At 35.6% G+C, this 26,850-nt stretch carries 14 protein-coding genes; 9 read left to right on the top strand and 5 right to left on the bottom strand.

The window, feature by feature from the left end; all coding sequences use genetic code 11:
* Positions 1-570: 570 nt before the first annotated feature.
* The 3 genes from HHU12_RS27630 to HHU12_RS27620 all read right to left on the bottom strand — a co-directional run bounded on the left by HHU12_RS27630 (position 571) and on the right by HHU12_RS27620 (position 6,984).
* Positions 571-1,038 carry a T9SS type A sorting domain-containing protein gene (locus tag HHU12_RS27630; RefSeq protein WP_169659974.1) on the bottom strand — a complete coding sequence of 156 codons (468 nt, stop codon included), beginning with the start codon at positions 1,036-1,038 and terminating at the stop codon, positions 571-573.
* 55 nt (positions 1,039-1,093) lie between these two features.
* Positions 1,094-5,356 (bottom strand): di-heme oxidoredictase family protein, encoded by a 4,263-nt coding sequence (locus HHU12_RS27625; protein ID WP_169659973.1) that lies wholly within the window; start codon positions 5,354-5,356, stop codon positions 1,094-1,096.
* Between the two features lie 452 nt (positions 5,357-5,808).
* Positions 5,809-6,984: a tetratricopeptide repeat protein gene (locus HHU12_RS27620; RefSeq protein ID WP_169659972.1), complete on the bottom strand. Its 1,176-nt coding sequence runs from the start codon at positions 6,982-6,984 to the stop codon at positions 5,809-5,811.
* 182 nt (positions 6,985-7,166) lie between these two features.
* Between HHU12_RS27620 and HHU12_RS27615 the strand changes: the two genes are divergently transcribed.
* From HHU12_RS27615 to HHU12_RS27585, 7 genes are all read left to right on the top strand, one after another.
* The gene (locus HHU12_RS27615) at positions 7,167-8,891 is read left to right on the top strand and encodes a phospho-sugar mutase (RefSeq protein WP_169659971.1); all 1,725 of its coding nucleotides are present in this window, start codon (positions 7,167-7,169) and stop codon (positions 8,889-8,891) included.
* 373 nt (positions 8,892-9,264) lie between these two features.
* Complete coding sequence (locus HHU12_RS27610) at positions 9,265-9,624, top strand: hypothetical protein (RefSeq protein WP_169659970.1); 360 nt, start codon at positions 9,265-9,267, stop codon at positions 9,622-9,624.
* A gap of 317 nt (positions 9,625-9,941) precedes the next feature.
* Positions 9,942-12,455 (top strand): family 20 glycosylhydrolase, encoded by a 2,514-nt coding sequence (locus HHU12_RS27605; protein WP_169659969.1) that lies wholly within the window; start codon positions 9,942-9,944, stop codon positions 12,453-12,455.
* A 503-nt stretch (positions 12,456-12,958) separates the two neighbouring features.
* Entirely contained in the window at positions 12,959-15,661 is a 2,703-nt protein-coding gene (locus tag HHU12_RS27600) for an Ig-like domain-containing protein (protein ID WP_169659968.1), read from the top strand.
* Positions 15,662-15,793: 132 nt separating this feature from the next.
* Positions 15,794-16,192: a hypothetical protein gene (locus tag HHU12_RS27595; protein WP_169659967.1), complete on the top strand. Its 399-nt coding sequence runs from the start codon at positions 15,794-15,796 to the stop codon at positions 16,190-16,192.
* A 122-nt stretch (positions 16,193-16,314) separates the two neighbouring features.
* Positions 16,315-16,800 (top strand): hypothetical protein, encoded by a 486-nt coding sequence (locus HHU12_RS27590; RefSeq protein ID WP_169659966.1) that lies wholly within the window; start codon positions 16,315-16,317, stop codon positions 16,798-16,800.
* 331 nt (positions 16,801-17,131) lie between these two features.
* Positions 17,132-19,150, top strand: coding sequence for a CHAT domain-containing protein (locus tag HHU12_RS27585; RefSeq protein ID WP_169659965.1), 2,019 nt, complete (start codon positions 17,132-17,134; stop codon positions 19,148-19,150).
* Positions 19,151-19,212: 62 nt separating this feature from the next.
* Here HHU12_RS27585 and rocD read toward each other — a convergent pair whose 3' ends face one another.
* Both rocD and HHU12_RS27575 read right to left on the bottom strand, forming a co-directional pair.
* Positions 19,213-20,454, bottom strand: a complete 1,242-nt coding sequence (rocD, locus tag HHU12_RS27580; protein WP_169659964.1) for an ornithine--oxo-acid transaminase — start codon at positions 20,452-20,454, stop codon at positions 19,213-19,215.
* 82 nt (positions 20,455-20,536) lie between these two features.
* Positions 20,537-22,630 carry an OmpA family protein gene (locus HHU12_RS27575; RefSeq protein ID WP_169659963.1) on the bottom strand — a complete coding sequence of 698 codons (2,094 nt, stop codon included), beginning with the start codon at positions 22,628-22,630 and terminating at the stop codon, positions 20,537-20,539.
* A gap of 290 nt (positions 22,631-22,920) precedes the next feature.
* On the opposite strand from HHU12_RS27575, the gene lon reads away from it, so the two are divergent.
* Positions 22,921-25,386, top strand: a complete 2,466-nt coding sequence (lon, locus tag HHU12_RS27570) for an endopeptidase La (protein ID WP_169659962.1) — start codon at positions 22,921-22,923, stop codon at positions 25,384-25,386.
* Positions 25,387-25,662: 276 nt separating this feature from the next.
* A complete protein-coding gene (locus tag HHU12_RS27565) occupies positions 25,663-26,652 on the top strand; it encodes a beta-ketoacyl-ACP synthase III (RefSeq protein ID WP_169659961.1) in 990 nt (329 codons plus the stop codon).
* Positions 26,653-26,850 lie beyond the last annotated feature (198 nt).

Here is a 26,850-nt window from a genome sequence, read left to right as displayed (position 1 = left end):
AATGAAGGAGTTTATATACCCTTTACCGATGAAATTCAGGTTTAGTTTTGCTTGGAAAAACTTATTGAAGGGATTTTTATAAAATTGTACTAAATAATAAGGATTTTATTTGGATTAACCATAAGAGAAGTCATGGGCTTATGGGAAGCTATCACATTTTCCAACTTTCATTATAATCTTGACATACCTCAAAGATTTACAGTCTTTATAACCATTTAAATACAGATAAGCCAAATATTATAATCACAAGTTGATAAATGATTTATCTTCCCATAAGCCCATAATTGAAATTATGGATCTACGAAATACTCGCTTTCATTTGTCCTAGTACTTATCTAGAAAATAAGGATTCATTTTGTTATAAGACTTAAGAATTCAAGCATTATAAGTTTTAAGAACAAGTTCATTTTCATCAAAAAGCAATAAAAAAAGAGGCTCCTCAGATAAGGAACCTCTTTAACTCTTGAATTTCTAACTGAAAATTCATCTGATATTATTTGAGACACTACCCTCAAATAAATAAATTCTAAGAGAATCAATATTCGCATTAATTCATCTAATTATAAAACGTTAATCTTCATGATCTACAATCACTCGTTTAGTGATTAATATTCCGCTTTTATCTGTGTAAAGTAGAATATAGATTCCGGTTTTAAGTCCTAATTTCTGACCTACTTTGAAGGATTTTGCTTCTGATACATTGAATTCTTTTATCAAGGCACCTACTGGCGAAAAGAGTTTAATATTACCATTCAATGGTGTTTTACCCTCCACTGTAAAAACGCCTTTTGTACTAGGGTTCGGGTAAATATTGATGCTCAAAGATGACAACTCTTCCACTAATCCTTTAGTAGTAGACCTTCCATTAGAACCATTACAAGTTGCATCTGCTTGAGCTTGAGTTTCAAAGCACTGATCACAGCTAGCTACTGGTCGGCAAGGAGGACATTTTACGGTGATATTATCGACATTCTGTTGTGCCTGCACACTTATCCAACACCCGAAAATCAGTAGTAATGTTGTTATAATTTTCTTCATTTTATTCTTTTTTTGGATGAAGAGCCACGAACCAGTGACCCTTCATCATTGATTTCTAAAGTGTCTTGATAAACTTAATAATGTTAGCTTTCTCCTCTTCTGAAAGTGCATTGTAAGCTGCTCTTACTCCAGAGGCATCACCACCATGTTTCTGAATAGCTCCTTCCAAAGAATTCGCTGAACCATCATGCATAAATAAGGTTGGATGTCCATTTCTTTCTAATAAATCAATGTTTCTACCAATACCCCAAAGTGCAGGTGTTCTGAAGTCTCCATTATTGACATTATGCAATTTCATATCAGTATATGGACGGATCACCAAATCTCTAAATTCTTTCGGTGCATCACTTCTTGTTTTCTGTGATACTTGGTGACAAGTGGCACAACCTACTTGATTAAAGGCTAACTCTCCTTCAGCTACACCTGGAATATTATAAGAATTAGCACTTCTTGTTGGCACCGTTAAAAACTTCGTGTAAGCAACGATTTGCTCTAAATCCTCTTGAGAGATATCTGTATCAGGATCAATTCCATGATCTTCAATCAAGGCATTTCGAGTTTGTTCCTCTACTGTCTCAGCACCTCCATCCCATCTTAATCCAACTTCAGCTCCTGCAATCCACTGTAAGAAACCAACACCATAAACTGCTGGCGGTACACGCGGACCTCTTGGAGTTTGAATTACTTCAGGTCCTCTACCATCTCTAAAGTGACAAGTTCCACAAGTCGTAGAGCCAATTTTTGCTTCTCCTAATTCCACTTGATACTGATTGTAACCACCTGCTTCGCTTCTGTTAATTACGCCATGGAATAAGTGATGCCCTTCAAGGAAATCATCCACATCATCCTCACTTTCTACTGTAATAGAATGCTGAGTAAAGATGGCATCTCTCTCTAAATTGTAGTTTCTTTCGTTGAAACCAGCAGTTTCTAAACTTGGCAAAATCATCAGTGTAGAAGCTTTACCAGCGGACGCCAATCTTGGGTCTCCAAGTGTATTAAAACCTTGACCAATAAAGTAATTTTGAAGGGTGTTATACGTTTGTGCACCACTACCACCCGCTACTGCTGTGATTTCATAATTTACCATATTACCGTAGTTGTACCCAGGACCTAAATCTGCGTAAGTTGTTCCTGAAACACCACCAACGGTTGTTGCATATCTTGGTGCAGGAGAATCACCAATATCCAAAATATCAATTCTTACTACCGTTACATCTTGTCCTGCATGTGGGTGAAATGTACCATTGGCAGAAGTCAGTTGAGGATCGATTCTTAAGTTATCTGGGCCGTCAGTAATAATTGTTTCATAACGGTCTAGGTAACGTAATTGGTCTGCATTATGAACTGCATCAAAAATCGCCTCTGTGATACCATCATAAGCATGTGGATGTCTGAATCTCATCCAATTGGCACCAATTGAGCTGATTGTCGGACGAGTTCTTGGGTCAATTCTTTCTCCTTCTGTGGTAAATAACGAAGAGTACATGTATTGATCACCAGGGTCATCGGTCATATAACCTTGTTTTTTATATCTGAAGAAATAATAGAAATCACCCGCATCCTTACACTTCGCTGGAACTTCTCCAGTTTCATTCAGTTTAATGCCTTCAAATTCAATTTGATTACATGAGCAGAAGAATTCAAAATCAGGATCACCGCCCGCTTGAATACCGATCGTTTGACCATAACTTACAGAGACCGTTGATAAATCTTCTGCTAAATCAAACGTGTAACCATGTGTGCCTGGAGCTACTCCTAAAACTGGCGTTGGCAATGCTGGTGATGGATATAGTACTAAAGGCACGTCACCACAAGGATTTTCAGCACATTCCTGACAAGGACCTCCACAGTCTACTCTTGTTTCACCTTGATTTAAAATACCATCCGAACAAGTAGGTGCTGGGCCACCTTCTAAAATAGCGACATTTCCTAAATCAATAGGACAATCACCTCCATTACCCCACCTTACCATAATATGATAAGTTCCTGGAGAAAGATCTGCTACTGTAAACCACTCTGAATTATCATTTCTAGCATAAGGGTAGGTTTGGCCTCCATCAATTGAGAATTCTAATAACTCTCTTCCTTCTACATCATCATACACAAACGTAATTGTTCCATCCGATAAGTTTTCAACAGATTCATTCGTCTTTTGAACAGTCGCATTTGGATTTGGAGTACCGTTACAAACTACATCACATGACATACAATTTGCTCCACCACAATCTACGCCTGTTTCATCTCCATTTTGAATACCATCTTCACAAGTTGGGCAATCATTACAACTGCTTCCTCCACAATCGACACCTGTTTCATCTCCGTTTTGTATACCATCATTACAAGTAGGTACAAAATAACATTGTGATACTTGAGCTACTTTCTCTTGCTCATTACTGCCTTGAACTTTTATAGTATAATCCGTATTTGTAGAAATTTGAACGAAACGTTTGTAGTAACCATCTCCCTGAACATCAGGTGCATAACATTGTCCATTCAAACACATATATAATGCGGTTCCAAGGTCTTCGCTGTAATATAGAATTCCTTGACCATCAATAATTGTCAAACCGAAATCACTACAAGATCCTTCACCAGGTCCTGATGGACAAGGAGTACAAGAACCTCCACAATCTACACCTGTTTCATCTCCATTTTGAATATCATCAGAACATGTATTAGTAGCTATTTCTTTCACGATAAACCATACATTACCAACGCCTTCTCCTGTTATATCACCTTGTACATTATCTCCAATATAGTAGTACAATGGGCTTCCATCAAATGTCAATTGTAACTGTCCATCACAAGTTCCACTTAAACCAAACTCACCTGTTACACCTGAAGGTAAAGTCGTTGGCAAAATCAAATTAGCTTTTGCATCTGTAACCACATAAGGCCAGTTTTCAGCACAACCTCCTGTACAATTTGTAAACTCTGAATTATCATTGGTCCATGTGTAAATTGTCATTGGTGCTTGATCTCCATATTGAGCTACTAAATATTCTCCATGCGTTGGAGAAGTGGCTACAGAAATTACAAGGTCTTCATAAGTTGGAAGAGGATCTTCTGTACAAGTCGGGCAAATACCACCACAATCTGTTTGTGTTTCATTACCATCACGTATACCGTTTTCACAAGAACCCACGGTTACAGTTCCTAAATCTGTACTACAATCACCATTGCTCCATTGAATTGATGCAGGATAGCTTCCTGATGCAATATTTTGAATTACAATAGACTGATCACTAATTGGAGTAGTGTAAGAGGTACTTCCTAAAATGAAAGTAACGCTATCATAATCATTATTGACATTATTAAAATTAAATATCACTGATCCATCCAAAGCGCCATCTGAAGTCTCATTGGTTGTTGTAACTCCTGTAAAAATGGAAGAAGGGTTATTCAAACCAGTACATGGAAGTGGTTCTCCTGCTTCTCCCACAAAATTGACATAGTCGATATTTAGAGCAGCATCTCCAGACTGAAAAATCACTTCAAATGTAGCTCCTTCCTGAATATCAACCGAGTGAGTAACCGTTTGATAGTTACCTACCCATCCTCCTGTACTTGTAAATGGTATATTTCCTTGATCTACACCATCCACAAAAATAGAGATCTCTCCAGATAATTCAGATGCATAAACAATCTCAACTGAAGATGCTGAAGAAGCATTGGCTATTGAAAAACCAGCTCCTTGAGACGAAATGTAAGCAACCCCTTTTCCATTTGAAGCGGAAGCGTCATCATAAATAGATGCTCCGCCAAGGATAGAAGCCATTTCTACTTCTACTTTTCTTGAAGAAACGGGTGGAGGTGTCACTTGACAAGGCGCACATGATCCTCCACAGTCTACACCAGTCTCATCCCCGTTTTGTATGCCATCATCGCAAGTCGGGTCTGGATCAGGGTTAGAAGAATCTCCTTTTGCTTTAGCAACTACTGTGTATGCTGGTGAAATATACTGTCCTGTTGCATTGTCTTGAATTTTTAGCTGAATAGTGTATGTCTGCCCCACTTCTAGCCCTGCCACTTCTCTTTCCCACCTTGTACCTGATTTAACACCTGCATTACAGTTGCTTCCTAAACAGATGTAATTCCATCCACCTGTCCAGTTTTGATCCTCAAAATAGATTGTACCTATCCCATTCTCTACTTCAACTCCGTATTCCTGTGCATTGGAAACAGAAAAAGAAAGTATGAAAACTATAAATAGAGAAATTAGTTTTTGAGAAAGGTGAATACTCTGGATCAAAGTAAATAGAGAGTGTACCCTTCTAGGAATACTCATCTCCTTGAGAGTAATTAATTCATTCATTTTTTAAGTTGTAAGTGTAAAATTGTTTAAGTAATTAACCTAGAGATGTTTCAAACATTCTCTTAGAATCATACCTGATTAATTGTCGAAAATTTAGGTATTCACCGTAGTCACTCAAAGAAATGTACTACTTTAAGTCTACTTCTGAGCGTACTCAATCGTTACAGGAAAAAAAATGATCTTTTAGTTTCTATCGTCAAAAAAAGCAGTAGTATTTAACGTGTATCTGTTGATTTCTGTAGTACTTCACACCTCTTTAAGAAGAAAAAAGTACCCTTCAAAACAGTTTAAATAACCCTTCAAAAATAAAAAAAATGGACATTTCACGTGATTTAATCGTAAAACATCCATTCTTTATTTACTTCAAACAAGTGAAGTATAAATTCTAAAATAGAATTGAGGGAGAATTTTGAGGCTTCAAATTATAAAACCAATAAATAGCCTACTTCAAATTAAGAATTTGGTCCAGCACAAAATTTATACAACATTGTTGAGGATGGAATATGTCCAAGGCGTTCGGCCTCGACCCAAGATTCACATGCTTTGTCTTTTTCACCTATTTCGGAATATACATTTCCTAAGATATGATGTAGTTTCTCATTATTAGGCCTTAACCTTAAAGCCCAATTCAAATCACGTATCACCTCCTTATGTCTATCAAGCTTCAACAGCAAACGGGCTCTTAAATAATAAAGATTGAAATGAGTATTAGGAATGTCTTCCCCATTTAATATCACCGCATAAGCTGCTCCATATGTGGTTGTATATTCTTCGGTCGTTACAAGCACTCCTTCCGTTAAAATATCAATGGCTTTTTCAGGGGAATTCAATCCCGAAGAATACACTTCAGAGTAAGCCGCATAGGCATCGTAATTCCACTTGTTTTTAGTGATTAAAGATCTAAATGTTTTCGCACTGTTATTGTATTCCTGAATGTTGAATTGAGAAAGCGCCAATTGCCACAACATCTGTTCTGTCAGCACATTATTGGAACTGTCTCTTAGTTCTGTCAAGAGATAATGCAACGAAGTATATTCTTTGTCTTCAAACAATTGCAGAGAGGTATTTTTCAACACCGAGTGTAGACTATCATACAGCTTTCGATGCTGTGTATACAAATATTGCATATCATATTCTACAGACTCCAGGATCTGAAAAGCAGTGACATAATCATTCAACTGTGCTGCTCTTTGTGCTTTCTGAAGGAAGGAATATTCATATGCTATTTGCTCTTCTACTTTCTTATCTTTCAGGTAATTATTCACTCCAATAAAGGTAATCACTAAAAAAAAGAAGCCAATCACAGACACCATACCCCATCGCATCACTTCCCGGTCTTCTCTCTTTTTGGAAGCATTAGAGTATGCAGGTTGATAATTTTTAGGAAGAGGCGCTCTTTTCTTCTTTGTAGTAGATCTTTCCTGAAATAGCCATGCGTCATACAGTTCACGTTGTGTTTCGTTTGATAGATTATTATAAGCAGTAATGATCAATTTGAAATACTCCTCCGCGTTCTCATGATTGCTTACATCAGGATGGTATTTCTTTGCCATTCGTTTGTAAGCACGTTTGATTTCTCTTGCTGAGGCTTTTTCGTCAATTTCTAGTATTTGATAATAGGTAAACATGTTATTAGTAATAATCGTTGGTGGGTGTTTTGGTTTATTTCAAACGGTTGTAATATAGCAAATTAACATTTTTAAACAATTTTAGAAAGATATTAGAAGTAATTGATATAAATCACCGTAAAGTTGTTATTGTTTTATATTAATTTGCACGCGTATATACCAATCTTATCTTATATATTATAATGGATCAAATAATAAACCAAAACGTACAAGCTTGGTTGGAAGGACCTTTTGACGAAGCAACAAAAACAGAAATTAAACGCTTACAAGCCGAAGACGAACAAGAACTCAAAGAAAGTTTTTACAAATCACTTGAATTCGGTACAGGTGGTTTACGTGGTATAATGGGTGTGGGTACAAACAGAATGAACAAATACACTGTTGGTATGGCCACTCAAGGATTAGCAAACTATGTAAAACAACAAGTAGAAGGAACTCCAAAAGCAGCAATTGCATATGACTGTAGAAATAACAGTTCTTTCTTTGCTGAAGTAGCGGCAAATGTTCTAGCTGCTAACGGATTTACAGTTTATTTATTTGATGAACTTCGTGCAACTCCAGAATTATCTTTTGCAATTAGAGAATTAGGTTGTCATACAGGTATTGTACTTACTGCCTCACACAACCCTAAAGAATATAATGGTTTTAAAGCTTACTGGGCAGACGGTGGTCAGGTGGTACCTCCACATGATGGAAATATCGTTGCTGAAGTTAGAAAAATTGAATCCATCGAAGATGTGAAGTGGGAAGGCGGTGCCGGAGAAGTTGTGAAAATCAACAAAGAGGTAGATGAGCCTTACTTAAACATGTTAGAAGGTTTGGCTGTTTCTCCTGAAGCGATCAAAGCACAGAAAGACTTGAAAATCGTATTCACTTCTATCCACGGTACTGGTATCACTATGGTGCCTCGTATTTTAGAAAGACTTGGATTCGATAACGTTCATATCATCGAGGAACAAGCTGTAGTGGACGGTAACTTCCCTACTGTAGTTTATCCTAACCCAGAGGAAGCTGAAGCATTGAGCATGGCTTTAGCAAAAGCAAAAGAAATTGACGCGGATATCTTATTGGGTACTGACCCTGATGCTGACCGTGTGGGTATTGCTATCAAAAACCACAAGGGTGAGTGGACTTTATTAAACGGTAACCAAACTGCTGCTTTATTATTCAACTACGTGATTTCTGCTCGTAAGAAAGAAGGTAAAGCGCAAGACAACGATTTCGTTTGTAAAACTATCGTTACAACTGACTTGATCGACCGCTTCGCGAAAGCCAACGGAATGCCTTGTTACAATGTATTGACTGGTTTCAAATACATCGCTGAGGTAATCAAAGAGAAAGAAGGTAAGGAAAACTTCATCGTAGGTGGTGAGGAGTCTTACGGTTACTTGATCGGTGATTCAGTAAGAGACAAAGACGCTATCGCTGCTTCTTCAATGATCTGTGAAATGGCAGCTTACTATAAAAATGAAGGTAAATCAATGTTCGACCAATTGATCGATATCTATGTTGAACACGGTTACTTCAAAGAGAAATTGATCTCAATCACTAAGAAAGGTATGAGCGGTGCAGAGGAAATCGCTAACATGATGAAAGAACTTCGTGCTAACCCTCCTGCAACAATCAACGGTTCTACTGTGCTTGAAATGAGAGATTACCAATCTTCAGTAGCTACAGATTTAGTTTCTAAAGAAGAGTGTACTATTGATCTTCCAAAATCAAATGTATTGCAATTCTTCTTAGAAGATGGTACTAAGATTTCTGCTCGTCCATCTGGTACAGAGCCAAAAATCAAGTTCTACTTCAGCGTAAACACTTCTATTGCTTCTGCTGACGAGTTTGATACTGCTGATGCGGCATTGGAAGAAAGAGTAGCAAAAATTATCGAAGACATGAAGCTTAAATAAGCATCGTCTTTATTGATATTTATTGGCCAATAATCTTAAAAGGGTTATTGGCCTTTAGAGCATGTTTGGAATATATATTTTAGACGTAAAAATTTTCCATTTAAGGTTGTGAGGAAATTAATTTCAGAGAAAATAGTGGTTCTATAGTTGATGAAATTAATAAACTCATGTTCTTAAAGTGAGAATTTTTACTAAAAGAGATATTTCAAACATGCTCTTACTTTTTAAAAAAGGATAAAAACAATCTGATTCTTTTAAAATCCCTTATAATAAAACAACTTATCTAAATTCCACTGTCCATTTTCCAACCACAGCTGTTTTAGTACGTTTTAAAAAGCAAATCAAATTACAGTTCTACTAAAATTATGTTTACGTGAAAAAGGTAAAAAAAATCATCGTAAGAGAAGCTCAATACTTCTTTTTCGCCCTGATCCTTATCGGTGCAGGAGCTTTACCTTTTCTAACTGATCATTTCTCAAAAGAGCATCAAACAACGGTCGCTCAAAACTTATCTAAAAACAATATTACTATTCTAAATGAAGGAGAAATTGAAGTACAACAAGTACAACTCAGTAAATCTTCTTTTTTGGACTTGGATTGGAGCACGCCCCCGAAGGGAGATCTATCTAAAATGGATCTATACTTTATGTACTTTGCGTACGTTTTCCTTGTTCTGTTTTTTATTTACCCTGTTAGGTATAACATTTATATCCTTAATTATCTTTTGGATTAATACCTTCAGCTCATAAAAAGCATTTTAGAATACTATATCAATTGTTACAAAAAAGACATCATTAATAATAAATCACTTAACCAACAATACAGACAAAGGTTGCATTAGTACCAAGCGTACCAATGTGACCTTTGTTGTTTACTGGTTTCAACTATCAGGTAAAATACATTAAACAGCAGTTTTATGTTGTTTAACTTGTAAAACCTGCCTCTCAGCTAAAAGTTTTCTTTCTACACTTATTAAATTATAAATTGCTTATATAAATAATTTAGGATTATGTTTTGGCTCTGCCAAAGGAACAATAGATTAGAAATATAATGAGGACATTCAACTACCTTTTATTCATTGTATTTTTAGGACTTTCATCTTGTGTTAGCACAAAAGAAAAAAGCACTAAGGATATTACGATACACTGGAAACAACGAACAAACGAAGCGAATGACAAGCACGAATCATTTGCAGAATTAACAATCAAAAACGTAGGTAAACAAAAATTAGATAAGGGGAATTGGGAACTTTATTTCAACAATAAACCTTGTACAAAATTAAATGCAGACCTTGCGGGTAAAGATGTCGATATCCAAAATATCAATGGAGACTTCTTTAAAATCACGCCTAAACAATCTTTCAAAGGATTAGCGACAGGTGATAGCATTATTGTTCCTCTTTATACAAACAGTGCCGTAATCAAATACACTGACAGAGCTCAAGGTTTCTACTTTGTTTTCAACAACGGCAATAAGAAAGAGTTCTACACTCCTAGTTACTCTTACAGTGATTTAGAGCCTGGCATGGCGAAAATCTCTGATACAGACACTTATGAAGTTGAAACGAAAGAAATCAGATATGAAAAGAATAGTAAGTTATCTCAAATAGAGTTAACTACTGCTCATAAGATCATTCCTTCTCCTTTCAAAGTAACAGAAGGAAAATCAAGCATTGACATTACAGCATTGAAGCAAATTGAAGCTTCTGCCAAATTAACTCGTCAAGCTAAATTATTACAAAGCTATTTCAAAGACGCTACTGGCGTTGAGCTTGAAGTAGTGGCTAAGGCTACTCAAAATGCTATTGAGCTAAAAGAAAAGAAAGTGAATGCTTCTGAGCAGGCTTACACTTTAAATATCAATGAAAATAATATTGAGATTTCTGGTCAGGAAAAAGGACTTGTTTATGGTATTCAAACATTAAGAGGTCTTTTGCCTATCAAAGGTGAATCCAACAAAATCAAAACTGCAAAAATTCAAGATCAGCCTCGTTTTGAATACAGAGGCTTGATGTTAGATGTAGCAAGAAACTTCCAGACAAAAGAAACAATTTTGAACCTTCTGGATGTAATGTCATTCTACAAAATGAATACGTTGCACTTCCACTTAACGGACGATGAAGGATGGAGAATTGAGTTGAAGAAATTCCCTGAATTGACTGAGATTGGTAGTATCCGTAAGCACCCAACTTCTGAATACAGTAATTACCCTGCTTATGGTTCAGGTGCTGAAGGCATTGAGAATGTTTCAAACGGTTATTACTCTGTAGAAGATTATGTTGAAATTCTTCGTTTTGCAGATGAAAGAAACATCACTATCATTCCTGAAGTTGACTTACCGGGTCACGCACGTATTGCTATCAATGCGATGAAATTCAGAGCGGATAATTTACGTAAAGTTGAAAAGAACGCTGAGGCAGATAAATACATTCTTCATGATCCAAATGATGAGTCTGAATATTCTTCAGTTCAAGGTTTCAATGACAATACAATCTGTCCTTGTCAAGAATCTTCTTACACTTTTATCGATGATTTGATCGGTGAATTCAGAAGTATTTATGAGCAGGCAGGTATTCCATTAGAAACAATGCACCTTGGTGGTGATGAAGTAGCTCATGGTGTTTGGGAGAAATCTCCACTTTGCCAAGAGTTTATGAAAGAAAATGGCATCGACAACATCAACGAGCTTAAAGGTTTTTATGCAGTAAAACTTGCTGAGATCGCAAAGTCAAACCAAATCAAATTACAGTTATGGGATGATATTCTTCATCATGCTGAAGGTATGTCTCCAGAAAACTTAACACTTAATGCTTGGGATAACTCATGGGGTACAGGAACTGAGGACTTCGGTTATAAGAGAGCAAATGAAGGTTATGATGTGATCCTGACAAGCGTATCAAGTTTGTATTTTGATATGGCTTACACTAAAGAAGTAAATGAGCCTGGTTTCTACTGGGGAGATTATAACGACACTAGAAATATTTTCAACTACTTGCCTACTAACTTCTTTGAAGTAAGTCACAAACTACGCTTAGGCGGTGAATTGACAGTAGCTGAAATGAAAGACAAAGAGCGCTTAACTGCCAAAGGTCTATCACATATCAAAGGTATTCAAGGTGCATTATGGGCTGAGACATTAAAATCTCCACAAGATGCTGAGTACTTGCTTTACCCTAAGTTAATGGCATTGGGTGAAAGAGCTTGGGCTAAGTCGCCAGTGAGAAAGGGTGATAAAGAAAAAGCGATCTTCAAAAACCTTGATCAGCAATGGAATGTTTTTGCCAATGCTGTAGGTCAAAGAGAATTCAACAGATTGGCATCATGGGGCCGTCATTTCAGAATTCCTCCTGTAGGTACTGAATTGAAAGATGGCGTATTGAAAGTGAATGTTGCCTTCCCTGGTCTTGAAATTCGATATGCATCTGTGAAAGATACACTAGACAATAATTCTAAAGAGTTTACTTCACCAATGAAAATTGACGGAGCTATTCAAATTGCCGCTTTCGATGAATTCGGTAATCATGGTAGAGTACAAGTCATTTCATTGGACAAAGAAATTATCTAAAATTAACTGACAAGCAACCTTTCATAACCATTCTTTTTGGCAACATTAAGAATGGTTTTTTTATATCTTTTTCTGACGCTTAACACTAAATAATCATTGTATGATAACAGTTGTTAAACTAACTCCACATATCACAAACTAGGCATAAAACGCAAACCTCAATATTTTATTTCTGAATTAAACATCCAACAGTATAATATTTCATTTCTAATCAATTCAACAAAGTATACAACGGGTTTAAATCCATTATTTCAAAGTATAACCTCTAATATTTATGCTACTTTCGTTTCACGAATTACAAATAATTTTTATTAATCTCTCATACAGTACTAAGTCAGATTTCTTTGAGTTTAACCTATCCTTTTTCATCCATTATTGCTTAGGTTTTTATTATCCTAACTGTTTTACATACGCACTAAACCTACTTCTATAGATTGAAAAATGATCATCTAAACTTCTCATTTTTTTAGTTTGTCTCAGTACTTATTAATCAACTAACTCTGATGATTAAACAAATTTTTACTTTTCTATTTTTATCATTCTTAAACATCACAATTCCCACCTCAGCACAAGGTATTTTGGGCCTTTACCGTGTTAATAGTGATAACAGTGAAGAACAACTCGCTAACAATGCAACCCTAGGTTTTGGTAATCCAGGCACTTCTTCCTCTATTCTATCAAAACAAATTGTGGTAAGAAATGAATCAGACACTGAGTCATTAAGAATTTATGATATCACTTTTGATAAAAATGGCATTTTTGGGTATTTCCCAGCTTCAGATGAAATGACAATTCCACCCAATCAGGTGGGTAGTTTTCATATCTATTATGTTGCATCAGGTAACATTGAAAAACATAACGGGTTTATAAAATTCTCTACTTCTGATGCTTCAAAGCCATCTATCTTCATTAATGCTATTGTAAATAAAGATGATGGTGAATTAAAATTAATTAGCAATGATTATCCTATCGTCAATAATCAGATTGATTTAGGTGATATTGTTATTGGTGAAACTAGACGTTTTACTGTTGAAATGGAGAACATTGGGAAGGGTTATATGTTTGTCGATAAAACAGAATTTGAATCTGCATCAAATACTATTGTTTCCTCTTATCACAAAAAGGAAGGCTTTAGCAGTGGTACCACTTTCAACAATAATTTTGCATTCAAAGCGACAAAGAAAGGAGCTTTTGAGATCCTTGTAAAAAACAAACTTGAAAGGGGACAAGTAGATGTTCATCAATTAAAAGTGATTGGAAACGTTTTGGCACCTGAGGCAGTGCTCAGCTATGATGGGAAAGTTCTTCAAAAAGAAAATACAATAGCGGAACTTCCTAAACCTTTTGCAAGACAGACATTCACATTTGAAGTCAAAAATAATGGAACTTCTGATTTAACGATTAACGGTGTCACACTCAACCAAAGTGATAGCCGTGAATACCATATGACAAATAGTGGTTCGTTTAAAACAATCAAACCTAATGAGGCACTAAACTATACACTGGAATTAATCCCTTCTAGCATTGGTCAAAAAGACATTGAGCTGATTTTTAATACAACAGACCCTGATCTATCGGCAGTGAAAGTGAATTTTTCAACTGTTGTTGAAGCTGCTCTTATTCGTTTTGAGGATAAAGACGGAAATGAGATTGTTCAAAATTTAGGTTTTGATATGACGCCTACGACCGACAATGCTGTTGTTACAGAAGAGATTTACATTAAGAATGTCGGGAATAAAGTCATGAATATTACTCAGTTTACTGAAGTTTATGATATACACAATCAGTTTTCTTTTGATTATAGTGGAGGTGATATTGGCGCCAATCAAAAACAAAAAATCACATTTACCTACTCCCCTAATGGGAAAAACACTTATAAAAATAGCTTTCCTATCGATATTGTTTCTAATAGTCATGAGTACAATAACATACGATTCAGTGTACATACTTTTCACCAATATCATGAAGCTGAATTAAGGTACAATGGAAATTTAGTTTCAGAATCTTACCCCATTGATTTTGGACGTTTTGATATCAACAAAGGGAAAGAGGTAAAATTGATTGTAAAAAACTCCGGTACTTTACCAATCAGAATTAATCAGGTTAGTTTCAAAGATGGAGATCAACTGAATTTCAATATCAAGGAATACACTCAAGATGAAATCAGTGCTGGATCAGAAGGATATGTGATTGTATATAGTACTTCTTCCAAAGCCCATCAATATTATGAGGAAATTTTAAAAGTAGAAACTTCTGATTATAAACAACCTGTTCAGACAGTAAAGCTCACTTCCAACCCTGTGAAATCAGAGTTTTACATGAGTAATCCAGAGAATACCATTACGGTATGGAATGGAGATATTGAAGAATATGGTCCTTTAAGTTATGATAGAGATTTTGAATACACTTACGTTATTCAGAATAAGGGAGTCGCTCCTCTTACTCTAAAAGCTATAGATGTAGAGCAGAATGATGGTTATACATTAGAGTTTTCAGGTTTAGATCTCCCACTTGTACTTCAACCTTCTGAAAAAACATCACTGATCATGAAGGCCAATCCTCATCTTCCAGGAGTTTATGATGCTAAAGTTAAAATCACAACTGATGAACCTGGTGCCAATGATTTTTCTTATACTGTCAGAATGAACTCTTTACTTCCCGTATTGGAAGTTCTGCATAACAATGAAGTCATAACCCCTTCTACTATTGATTTTTCTTCCATAGACAATTATACTTTAACACTACTCAATAGAGGCTCTGAAATATTGGACTTGACTTCAGTGCGAATAGAGGATAATAGTGAATTTAAAGTAGAGTATGATGAAAATATTGATTTCCTAAGACCGACGGAAAGTTTAGATTTAACTATTAAATATTCTCCTAATGACAATGCTAAAACAACTGCAAAATTTATTGTCAACACCAACGATCAAAAGGCAGTAGATTTCACTTTACTTTTAGAAGAAAGAACTGTTACAAGCATTGATCATCAATATTCAAATGTTGAAGTCTATCCTATTCCTGCTGATCAACAACTCCATATCAAAGGTTTGTCTCAAAAAATTGAGATTCAAATCTATGATCTTTATGGACATAAAATTCTAGATCAATTCTCCAACGGAACTGTAGATGTAAGCTCACTTTCTGCGGGTATTTATCTTTTGGAAATTGATGGGAAAGCAGTAAAAAAGATCTTTATCAAGTAAATAAGCCTGAGAGTTCTGCTCAAAGGAACCGAAATCGTTAACTTTACTTTAAGAGATTTGCATCACACCGTAATACTTTAGAATTTTGTAATTAGGAGTCAATGCAAATGTCTCCTTATCAAAGAAAAGAATATGCAGAATACGCCAGAATTAAATAGTCAGGGAAAATATCTTGGTACCATCACTAAAGACTTTATCAAAGTTTATTCGGTACTTCAAGAGGCTTCTTATCAAATCAGAAAAAGAAACTTCTCTCAATACCCTATCTTCCCTGTAAGCAAAACACAGGCAAGTGTAGGACAATACATTGTAGGGCCTCAGCAAAAAGAATTTTTAGAATGGAATTACAATGTTTCATTCGCCGAAGAATTCCTTCAGAAAGAACTTATTCTTGCTGAAAAGTATGAGGAGTTTAAAAAGAACTATAAAAATGCAGATGAATTCTGTTGCCTATTCGTGATTGATGAAGACTTTGTCAATTTCGTATTTATCCCTTACCCTGTGGATGAGGAAGGTAAAGAGGTGTTATAAAACAAGTTATAATTACTGAGTAGTATATATCTCTCCGTAAATAAAGGCATAAATTTTGAAGCTAATTTCAAGATTTATGCCTTTACTTTTTTATTGATACTTTATTACAAACTTTCTGAACTATGAAAAAATTCTTTGTACTACCTCTACTTCTTCTATTACAAAATTATGCTCATGCACAGTCCTTGTTAGGCTATTCATTGCTTCAAAAAACAACACCACTAGAAATTATTGCTGATTCAGTTTCACTCAATGGAATCTCTGGGACATTGGAATGCGAAAGTATTTATGCTAATAATAAAAAAAGTGTAAGGAAAATATATCAAATCAAGTTTATGGCCTACAAGTATTATTTTAGTGAAGCAGAAATTCAAAATATGATTCAGTTTCTGGATAAAAAATATGGGTTGTCGCTAGTTGAAAAAGGAGAATACAATGGCTATTGTGATTATGGGTATCAACATAAAGGCATCAATTACTGTTTTGCATCCGAAAGAAACTATATTCTTTTTGTAATGAAGGATGCTGAATTTTACGATAAAAGAAGAAAAACACTCCTTAAACAAAGCTTGAAAAAGCATAGTCATACTACAAAATTCAGATCTTAATATTAAGGTCTTTATAACATTTCTCTTTCTACTTAAACATTACAAACATGAATCAAGACAACGACGACAGCATTATTGGAAAAACTGAATTCGGAAGCTTAATCTTTATTATTATGGTGATAAGCTTTGTTTTCTTAATCCTGCCGGAAATCAACCTTTCAATATTAAGTGACAGATCACTGATGTACTTTCTCAGCTATAGTATCATTCTGTTACTATCCGGTTTTACCTTCAACTACTTTATTAAAACGATATATCAAATCTTTAAAAGGAAGTAGCACTTTGAAAAATGGATCTTTTCATTATTATGTTGAAAAGCTCTTATATATCTATGAAATCAATACTCTTTATTCTCTTTACTTTCTTATGTGTCTATAACTGTCAAGCACAAATCATTGATACTGTTTATACTTTTAAAGGCCAACATCAGTTTCTATCTGAAGACTTTTCTGAAGTCTCTTTCTCTTATACCTTAAAAAGTAAAATTCAATTATACCGTCCTAATGACGAAAATACAGTTTGTGATTGTAAAGGCTCTTATTTTATAAAGGCCAATGTGCTTAGTCTTGAAGTTGATGATATCTTCTTAGATAAGGATGAGCTAACTTTTGTAGGCACCTACCCTATCAGAGACATCAGTGATCTCAAAATTCACCCGTCGATTAACATTACGGAAAACGGAAACAGTGTTCAATTAAACTTCCTAGATTTAACAGAAGTGGAACCAAAAGACGATGCCGGTTATTATGATAGGTGCTATACCGTAAAAGAAAAATTTCAAAAAGACCTTTCTTCCCTTCTTCAAAAAAACAAATCGCACTCCATTAATGTAAGCCATTTTTCAGTAACAGGATTGCCACAAAACACTGTGATGCGTTTTGTATCAAAAGTGCATAATGATCGACAGCATTCTGATTCTGAAATACTCCAAAAACTCGTCAATATCAATTATTATTTTTATAATAAAGGGCTAGCAACCCGTAGTGTGTCACGTAGAAAAGAACTGATTAATGCGTTGGAAATTACGCAGAGTGCATTGGATGCCTACTTTTTGAAAGGACACAAAGTTGGAGTTTTAATGTATAACTATTCGAATGGTTATTTGTATAAGACTTTATTGGGAGCTAGGAAAATCACTGTGATTGAAAAAGTGGCCATCAAAGAAGAAGATATAGATCAAATGGTCTTAAGTACAAAAGAGTTGATCATCAAAAATGGGAACAACACCACTCGTTCATTAGTCGTCAAAAAGAAAAAAAGCAGTAAACATAAAAAACAAGAAGAGGCTTATGAGCAATTGAGAGATGTTTTATTTTTTAAAAATGAAGACCTTTCTGCATTCAGTCACTTAATTATTATTCCCACTCAAAACATTGGCACTTTACCTTTTGGAGCTTTCAACATGCCGGATGGTTCACTTTTTATTGATCATTTTTCCTACTCCATTACAACAAGTGTGTCTGATTTGATCAATAATCTTGCTGACAATTATAATGTAAGAAGGGATGAAGAAAAAAGGGAAATATATCATATGAAACCTTTCTTTCAAGAACTTGTCAACAAATCCGAGCGACTTCCTTTATCTTATTATACTGACACACTCTCTGTCAGTGAAAATTTTAAAGTCTTTATTGATGAATATAAAGCTGATATGGGAGAGATAAGTCTGTACAGAAATCAATATATTGGTGGTAATATCACCACCTTTGAACAGAATACAACAGAAACACTTTTAGCACTTTACAATCCTGATTTCAGCTACTCAGATCAATTAACAAAATTGCCAGGAACGAAATTGGAAGTAGAAGCCATTGCTAAAACGATGGAAGGTTATGTTGATTTAAAGCTTTTTGAAGGAGCTTCTGCCAATCATGATCACTTAATGAATAACCTGCTGGAAAGTGAAATATTATACTTCGCCACACATGGTATTATTGACCCCGAGGATCCTTATGATGGAAGTTACCTTGCACTATCACAACAAGAAAATGGGGTGAATAGGGTGACAGGAAGAGAAATATTGGACATTGCTAATGTTCAAAAAATCAATGCTTGGTTGACCGTAATGAGTGCTTGTGATACAGGACTAGGGAATTCCAACAACTGGGGTATTATGGGTTTGGCTAGAGCATTTCAATTAGTTGGTGTAAATCAGGTAATGATGTCTTTATGGAAATTGGATGATTTATATACGGCTAAGTTTATGAGTATTTATTTTGAATGTTTAAAAGAAGGTGGTCGATTATATCCTTACTCACCCTATAAAAAAGCCATTCAACGTTTTAGGACTGAAGTAAGTAACAACCCTTATCACTGGGCTTCCTTCTCTATTATGGGGATTCCATTTTAATAAAAAAATAGGGCATCTAATTATTACCATCAGATGCCCTATCTTATATCTTGATTGAGAAATTACTTCTCAAAATTCATTACAACTTCTTCAATGATTGCAATACACTCCATCAGTTGCTCTTCAGTGATTACCAAAGGAGGAGCAAAACGGATAATATTACCGTGTGTTGGTTTCGCTAGTAAACCTTTATCCATTAAAGCGTAGCATAATTTTGTTGCTGTAGAGCTTTCCTCTATGTCATTTACTAGAAGTGCGTTGAGTAAACCTTTACCTCTTACACCTAATAATAAATCAGTTTTACCACAAAGTTCTTGCATCTTCTCTCTGAAGATCACACCCAAGTCGTAAGCATTTTCAGTAAGCTTTTCGTCTTTTAAAACATTCAAAGCTTCCATCATTACAGCACAAGCTAATGGGTTACCACCGTAAGTTGAACCATGTTCACCTGGGTTGAAAACATCCATTACTTCATTTGATGATAAAACAGCTGATACTGGATAAAAACCACCTGAGATCGCTTTACCTAAGATGATCATATTAGGTTTAATTTCATCATAATCAGACGCTAACAATTTACCTGTTCTACCTACACCTGTTTGAACTTCATCAACCATAAATAATACATTATGCTTTTTACAAAGTTCTTGTGCTTTTTTCAAGTATCCTTCTTCAGGAAGGTAAACACCTGCTTCTCCTTGAATTGGCTCTAACCAAAGACCTGCAACATTAGGGTTTTGTAATACTTCCTCTAAAGCGGCAATGTCGTTATAAGGTACAATCTCGAAACCTGGCATAAAAGGGCCAAAGTTTGTTGTTGCTACAGGGTCAGTTGAAGCTGAGATGATAGTAGTTGTTCTACCGTGGAAGTTTTTCTCTACACCAACAATAACAGCTTCGTTTGCAGGAATACCTTTCTTCTCATATCCCCACTTTCTTGCTAATTTGATGGCTGTTTCGTTTCCTTCAGCACCTGTGTTCATTAGGATTGCTCTTTCGAAACCAAATGTCTCACACAACATTTTTTCTGCAATACCTAATTGATCTGAATAGAAAGCTCTTGATGTTAATGTCAGCTTTGAAGCTTGCTTGATCATTACATCTAAGATTCTTGGATGAACGTGACCTTGATTCACTGCACTGTAAGCTGAAAGAAAGTCATAGTATTTCTTTCCTTCTACGTCCCATACAAAAACGCCCTCACCTTTCTCTAAAACAACAGGTAGGGGTGCATAGTTGTGTGCACCATATTTCTTCTCCAAAGCAATAGCTTCTTGCGAAGAGATAGATTTTACTTGTTCCATGACAGTTAATCAATTATGATTATTGTGTTTATAATATTATAGTTCGTCAAATATGAATGTTATTAAGCGACTTTCCAAAAAATTAGTCCTCACTCCACTCAAAATTATCATCTGTTACAGGTACAGATATTCTATATTCGTCAAGGAAGATTTTAAATTCTACCCTCCTGTTTAAGCGTTTCTCGTTTTCATTCTTGGGGTTATAAATGATGGGGTCATCATCTCCTTTCCCATCTGCAATTACGCGGTTCTCTTCCATCTCTCCATAATTAATCAAAAAGCGACGAATAGATTCCGCCCTTTCTTTAGAGAGTCTTAAATTGGCTTTAGAGTTACCATCAGAATCGGTATGTCCCGTTACAAGTAGACGGTAATTTTCGTGTTTCACTAAAAAATCTACCACTAAGTGCAAGTTGTTTTCCATCTCAGGTTTTAATTTTGAACTCCCTGGATCAAAATCAATAGAGGCAAAAGAAAGAGAACTGTTCACCGAAATTGCCGGAATTTGAACGTGCTTATCTCCTTCTACAAAAAATATTTCTTCTATCTGGAAAAAATTATCTCCCTCAATCACTAGCAGATATTTTTTCTCATTGACTAACTCAAAATCAAAAGAGCCATCCTCACGAATTTCTTTAGGTGCTACTTCCACCCTATCGGATAAATCAATAATCGTTACTACTCCTTTAAAAACTTCGCCTGTGGTCGGTTCTACTACCCTTCCTGAAAACCGTACAGTATTATTTGGTTTGGCTTCCATTGGAAGTGGAAAGGATTGTAAATCTAAGTTCGGATCACCTTTCACTCTTGATTTTGCATAATACAGCTGTTTCGCATCTGAATCAATAGCGAAATAATATTCATCTCCTGAACCGTTCACCAATGGACCTACGTTTTTAGGTTCTGTAAAATTGCCATCAACGATGAATGATTTATAAATATCAAATCCTCCAAAATTGACTACTCCTAGTGAAGAACTAAAATACAAAACGGGATATTTCACATGTGGATGTGGACTCAATTCACTTCCTCTGGAATTAATGAAAGGTCCTATATTTTTGGGTTTGCTCCAGCTTCCATCACTTTTCTTTACACTATAATAAATATCAGAGTTACCAAACCCACCTTTACGATCTGAAGCAAAATAAAGGGTATCTTCAGTCATGGACAAAGACGGATGTGAATCCCAGGCATAAGAATTTATACCAGGTCCCATATTTACAGGTTCTCCCCACTTTCCTTCAGCATCTTTCTTTGCTACATAAATATCACAATCACCATAGCCATCGGGAGTCATACATCTGATAAAATAAAGTGTGTTTCCATCTTTGGTGAGATAAGGAGAACCCTCATTGTATTTTGTATTGATCGCATCAAAAGATTCGGCTGGCCCCCACATATCAAACTCAGTTTTCTCAGACACGTAAATATCTTCGTTAGCATGTGATGGATTAAATTGCCTGTTAAATGCTGAAGTATCTCTGCCACTTCTATTACTTGTGAAAAGCAATCTATTTTGTTCTTCACCGCCCAATGTCATCCCATAATCAGAAAATTGGGAGTTGACATATCCACCCATATCCACCAAAACATCTTCCGGAGGGGTAAGCGTATCAATCAGCGCCCTTTTATCTACTAACCTATAGTAATCTTCCAAGTTGGCATAAAGTGGTTTTTCAAATAACACTAACTCATCATAATGCTTTAAAGCACGTGAAAAATCGCCACGGTAATGTCTTAGAAGAAGTCTGTACGTTTCTTTTGCTAAAGCCCTATCGCCTTCATGTTCTGATACATTGGCCAAACGCCAAATAAGGTCCATATCTTCTTTGCGTAGAAAATTTTGTATGCCAAAAGAAGTCACATATGTATACAAAACTTCTCTGTATTCAGCCCATTGTTTGTTTCTTTCTAGTCTAGCTATTTGGGCCAATGCTTTGTCGTTTCTATAATATGGAATACGATTTATATTAGGAAATTTCAAACCCGGCAACCTTACGACTTTATTGATTGCAGTGGGCTCAAATTCCGAGACTTTCAGTCCGCTGTCTTTTTGTTCTTTATTTTGAGGTTCAGCCTTTTTTTTCTTCTTTCTTTGTCCATATATTGGGTTATGCACGAAAAACATTACAATAAAGAAAAGGCAAAGTCCGCTTCTAACGAAGGTTTTTTCCATAGTTTATCTTATCTCTCTATTCTTTAAGATAATCAAAGATGTTAATTAATTATATACTTTCCTGCAAAAGATAATCTCAAACCTGAAACATATCTATATTTACTAACGAAAAAAAGATTATTTACGTACAATTGTAAATAAAATTAAAAAATATACCGTCCATTGTTGCGCCACTTTTGTCAGTTGAGCATGAAAATATGTCAGTGTTTCGTATTTAGGTACAATATTGAATAATACTAACCATACTGATTGTGCAGTTTGGCATAATAAAGACAAGACAAACTCAATTTATGAGAAAGACAAAAGATACATTAGCCCAAGGGCTTTTATCAAATATAAATAACGATGCTGTTATTTCAGTGATTGCTGAGGATGACAGTAGCGAATATCAATTAGACGGAATTACAGAGCTTGAGGTACCCATACTCCCCCTTAGAAATATGGTACTCTTCCCTAATGTAATCTTACCCATTACTATTGGAAGAGAAAAATCTTTAAAACTTGTTCAGGAAGCCTACGACAAAAAGCAATTTATTACTGCAATTGCTCAAAAAGATGGTGCTGTAGAAGATCCTTCATTTGAGGACATGCACAGGTACGGTACACTAGTGCAAATTGTAAAAATTCTTCAATTACCTGATGGCAACTGTACAATCATTGCTCAAGCGAGATCAAAAGTTGAACTGATTGATGTTACTACAGAAAATCCTTATTTAAAGGGTAATGTAGCGATTCAAGAAGAGAATTTTGAAAATATTTCAGCTGACCAGGAGAAAGCATTGGAATCTTCATTGAAAGATGCCGCTTATCACCTTTTAAGCTTGAACCGTGATATCCCTCAAGAGGCTTCATTGGCTTTAGAAAATATCAAAGGTTTAGAGTTTTTAGCCAACTTCATTGCTACAAATATCACTGCTGATGTTAAGGAAAAAGTAAAAATCCTTAAGATTGCTGATGGTAAGACCAAAATCGAAAAACTCCTTAAGTTAATGAACAAGGAGGTGAACGTTTTGGAAATCAAAAATGAAATTGCAGGAAAAACTAATGTAGATATTGATCAGCAACAACGTGATTATTATTTGCGTCAGCAGATGAAAGTCCTTCAAGGCGAGTTAGGAATGGAAGGTCCTGACCAGGAAATTGAAGAGCTTAAAGCACGTGCTGTCAAGAAAGATTGGCCTGATGAAGTTAGAGAACATTTTTTCAAAGAATTAGCAAAGCTTCAACGTTCAAACCCTGCCGCTGCTGATTTTGCGGTATCGATGAACTACTGTGAGTTTATGCTTGATCTTCCATGGAATAAACTGACGGAGGATTCTTTCGACTTAAAAAATGCTCAAAAGATCTTGGATAAAGATCATCAGGGATTAGAAAAAGTGAAAGAACGTATCTTGGAATACCTTGCTGTTCTTAAACTTAAAAATGATATCAAAGGACCTATCTTATGTTTATACGGCCCTCCAGGTGTAGGTAAAACTTCACTAGGACGTTCGATTGCAAAAGCATTAGGCAGAGAATATAATAGAATCTCATTGGGTGGTTTGCATGATGAAACAGAGATCCGTGGTCACCGTAAAACTTACGTCGGTGCTATGCCGGGTAAGATCATTCAAAGCATCAAAAAATCCGGTGTTTCCAACCCTGTATTCATCTTGGATGAGATTGATAAAATTGGTGCAGACTTTAGAGGTGATCCTTCTTCGGCTTTCTTGGAAGTATTGGACCCTGAGCAAAACAGTTCGTTTGTAGACAACTACTTGGAAGTGGAATATGACCTTTCTAAAGTATTGTTTATTGCAACTGCCAACTCTTTAGATACTATCCAGCCTGCGTTGAGAGACCGTATGGAAATCATTGAGATTACAGGCTATACGTTTGAAGAAAAAGAGGAAATCGCTAAAAAACACTTGATCCCGAAACAAAGAAAGGAGCATGGTTTAAAAGCGAAAGACTTCACACTTTCACCAAAAGGCTTAAAATTCTTAATTGAAAACTATACAAGAGAGTCTGGTGTTCGTGGATTGGAGAGAACTGTTGGATCTATCGTAAGAAAGGTAGCCAAATCAATTGCTCTTGAAGAAGAATATAAGAAGACGATTGGACCTGACGAAATTGTAAAATTCTTAGGTGCTCCAATTTTCGAAAGAGAAACTTATCAGGACAATGAGTATGCTGGTGTAGTCACTGGACTGGCATGGACTTCTGTTGGTGGGGAGATCTTATTTATTGAAAGTTCATTGAACAGAGGTAAAGGAAGATTGACACTTTCAGGTCAGTTAGGAGATGTCATGAAAGAGTCAGCTACTACGGCGCTATCATGGTTAAAGGCCAATGCAGAACATTATGGTATTGATTATAGAATTTTCGAAAACTATGATCTACACATTCACGTTCCTGCTGGTGCTGTTCCTAAAGATGGACCTTCTGCAGGTATAACAATGTTAACTTCCATGGTCTCTATTTTCACTCAACGTAAAGTGAAGGCGAAATTAGCCATGACTGGTGAAATCACATTGAGAGGAAAAGTATTGCCTGTGGGTGGCATCAAAGAAAAATTGTTAGCCGCTAAAAGAGCAGGAATCAAAGAGATCATTTTCTCTGAAAGAAACCAGAGAGATGTGAAGGATATTCCTGAAAAATATACTGATGGATTAACACTTCATTTTGTTAAAGACGCAAAAGAAGTATTGGAGATCGCTTTATTAAAAGGTAAAGTAGGCGATCCAATAAAATTTCATCTACCTGAAGAAAAATAAGGTTTTTTCCTTCTAAAAAAAACAGGCTTCCTTTATTAGCATATTGTTATGAAGGAAGTCTATTTTTTTGATAAACGATTAATGAATATTCACTCACAATACTTTGTACTAAATAATTGATATAAATTGTAAAAAACATCTTTATATAGTGATATTTTTTCTTTAATCGGAAAAAAATTCTTTTTTTTGCATCGAAGTTCTAAGAAAACAGTACCCCCATAGTACTGCTTTTTTTTTACTTCTTAACACACAATTACCATAAAAGTAACCAAACGTATGAGTCCAAAAAATGCTGCGATTACCGCTGTAGCAGGCTGGGTTCCTGAAGACAAATTAACAAACCAAGATTTAGAAAAATTGGTGGACACAAGTGATGAATGGATCACTTCTCGAACAGGAATTAAGGAAAGACGTATTCTGAAGGGAGACAATAAAGGTACCTCTACGCTAGCAATTAATGCAGTGCAAGCATTGCTAGAAAAAGCGAATACCAAAGGTGAGGAAATTGATTTACTAATCTGTGCGACCTCTACTCCTGATATGGGTTTTATTTCCACTGCAAATATTGTCTGTGAAGCGATTAACTCCAATGCTATGAGCTTTGATATATCAGCAGCTTGTTCAGGATTTATTTACGCTCTGGAAATGGCTTCCAACTTTATCAAGTCTGGAAATTATAAAAAAGTGGTGGTAGTCGGTGCCGATAAGATGTCGTCTGTGATGGACTACTCTGATAGAAATACTTGTATTTTATTCGGTGATGGAGCCGGTGCTGTTTTACTTGAACCTAGTGAAGAATATGGCCTTATGGATGCTGTACTTCATTCTGATGGATCAGGCAAAGACCTTTTGAATGTAAAAAGAGGATCAGCTTACCCCCTTTCATTACAGCATTTAGCAGAAAATGAGCACTTCTTCCATCAAGATGGTAAGTCTGTGTTTAAACATGCCGTTACCAATATGGCTTCTGCTGCCGCTTCTATTATGGAAAGAAATCAATTAGAAGCTGAAGACATTGCTTACCTTATCCCACATCAAGCCAATCTCAGAATTATTGATGCTACAGCCAAAAGAATGAAGCTGGACAAGGACAGAGTTTGTATCAATATTGAAAAATACGGTAATACTACTGGTGCCACAATTCCGTTGGTTTTATGGGACTTTGAGAAGAAATTTAAAAAGGGTGACAATTTAGTTTTCGCAGCCTTTGGAGGAGGATTCACTTGGGGTTCTCTTTACCTGAAATGGGCTTATGACAGTGAATAATCAAACCTTTTATTCAAAATAATGAAAACAGCATTTTTTCCTTATCAGAGAAAGTGCTGTTTTACTCTACCCGATGATAATTGGATAACTTTCTAAAAAGGAAGAAAAGTTGTTATTTTAAATTTCCTACAAAATAAAACAAACAACTTTTCATGAGCCTTAACTCAGTAGCAAATCTACGAAAAACATTTGATGAAT

Origin of the sequence: Flammeovirga aprica JL-4 (genome assembly GCF_012844305.1) — a bacterium.
GTDB lineage: Bacteria > Bacteroidota > Bacteroidia > Cytophagales > Flammeovirgaceae > Flammeovirga > Flammeovirga aprica.
Note: the sequence above shows the minus strand (reverse complement) of the source record. Positions and strands in the feature narration are given on the sequence as shown.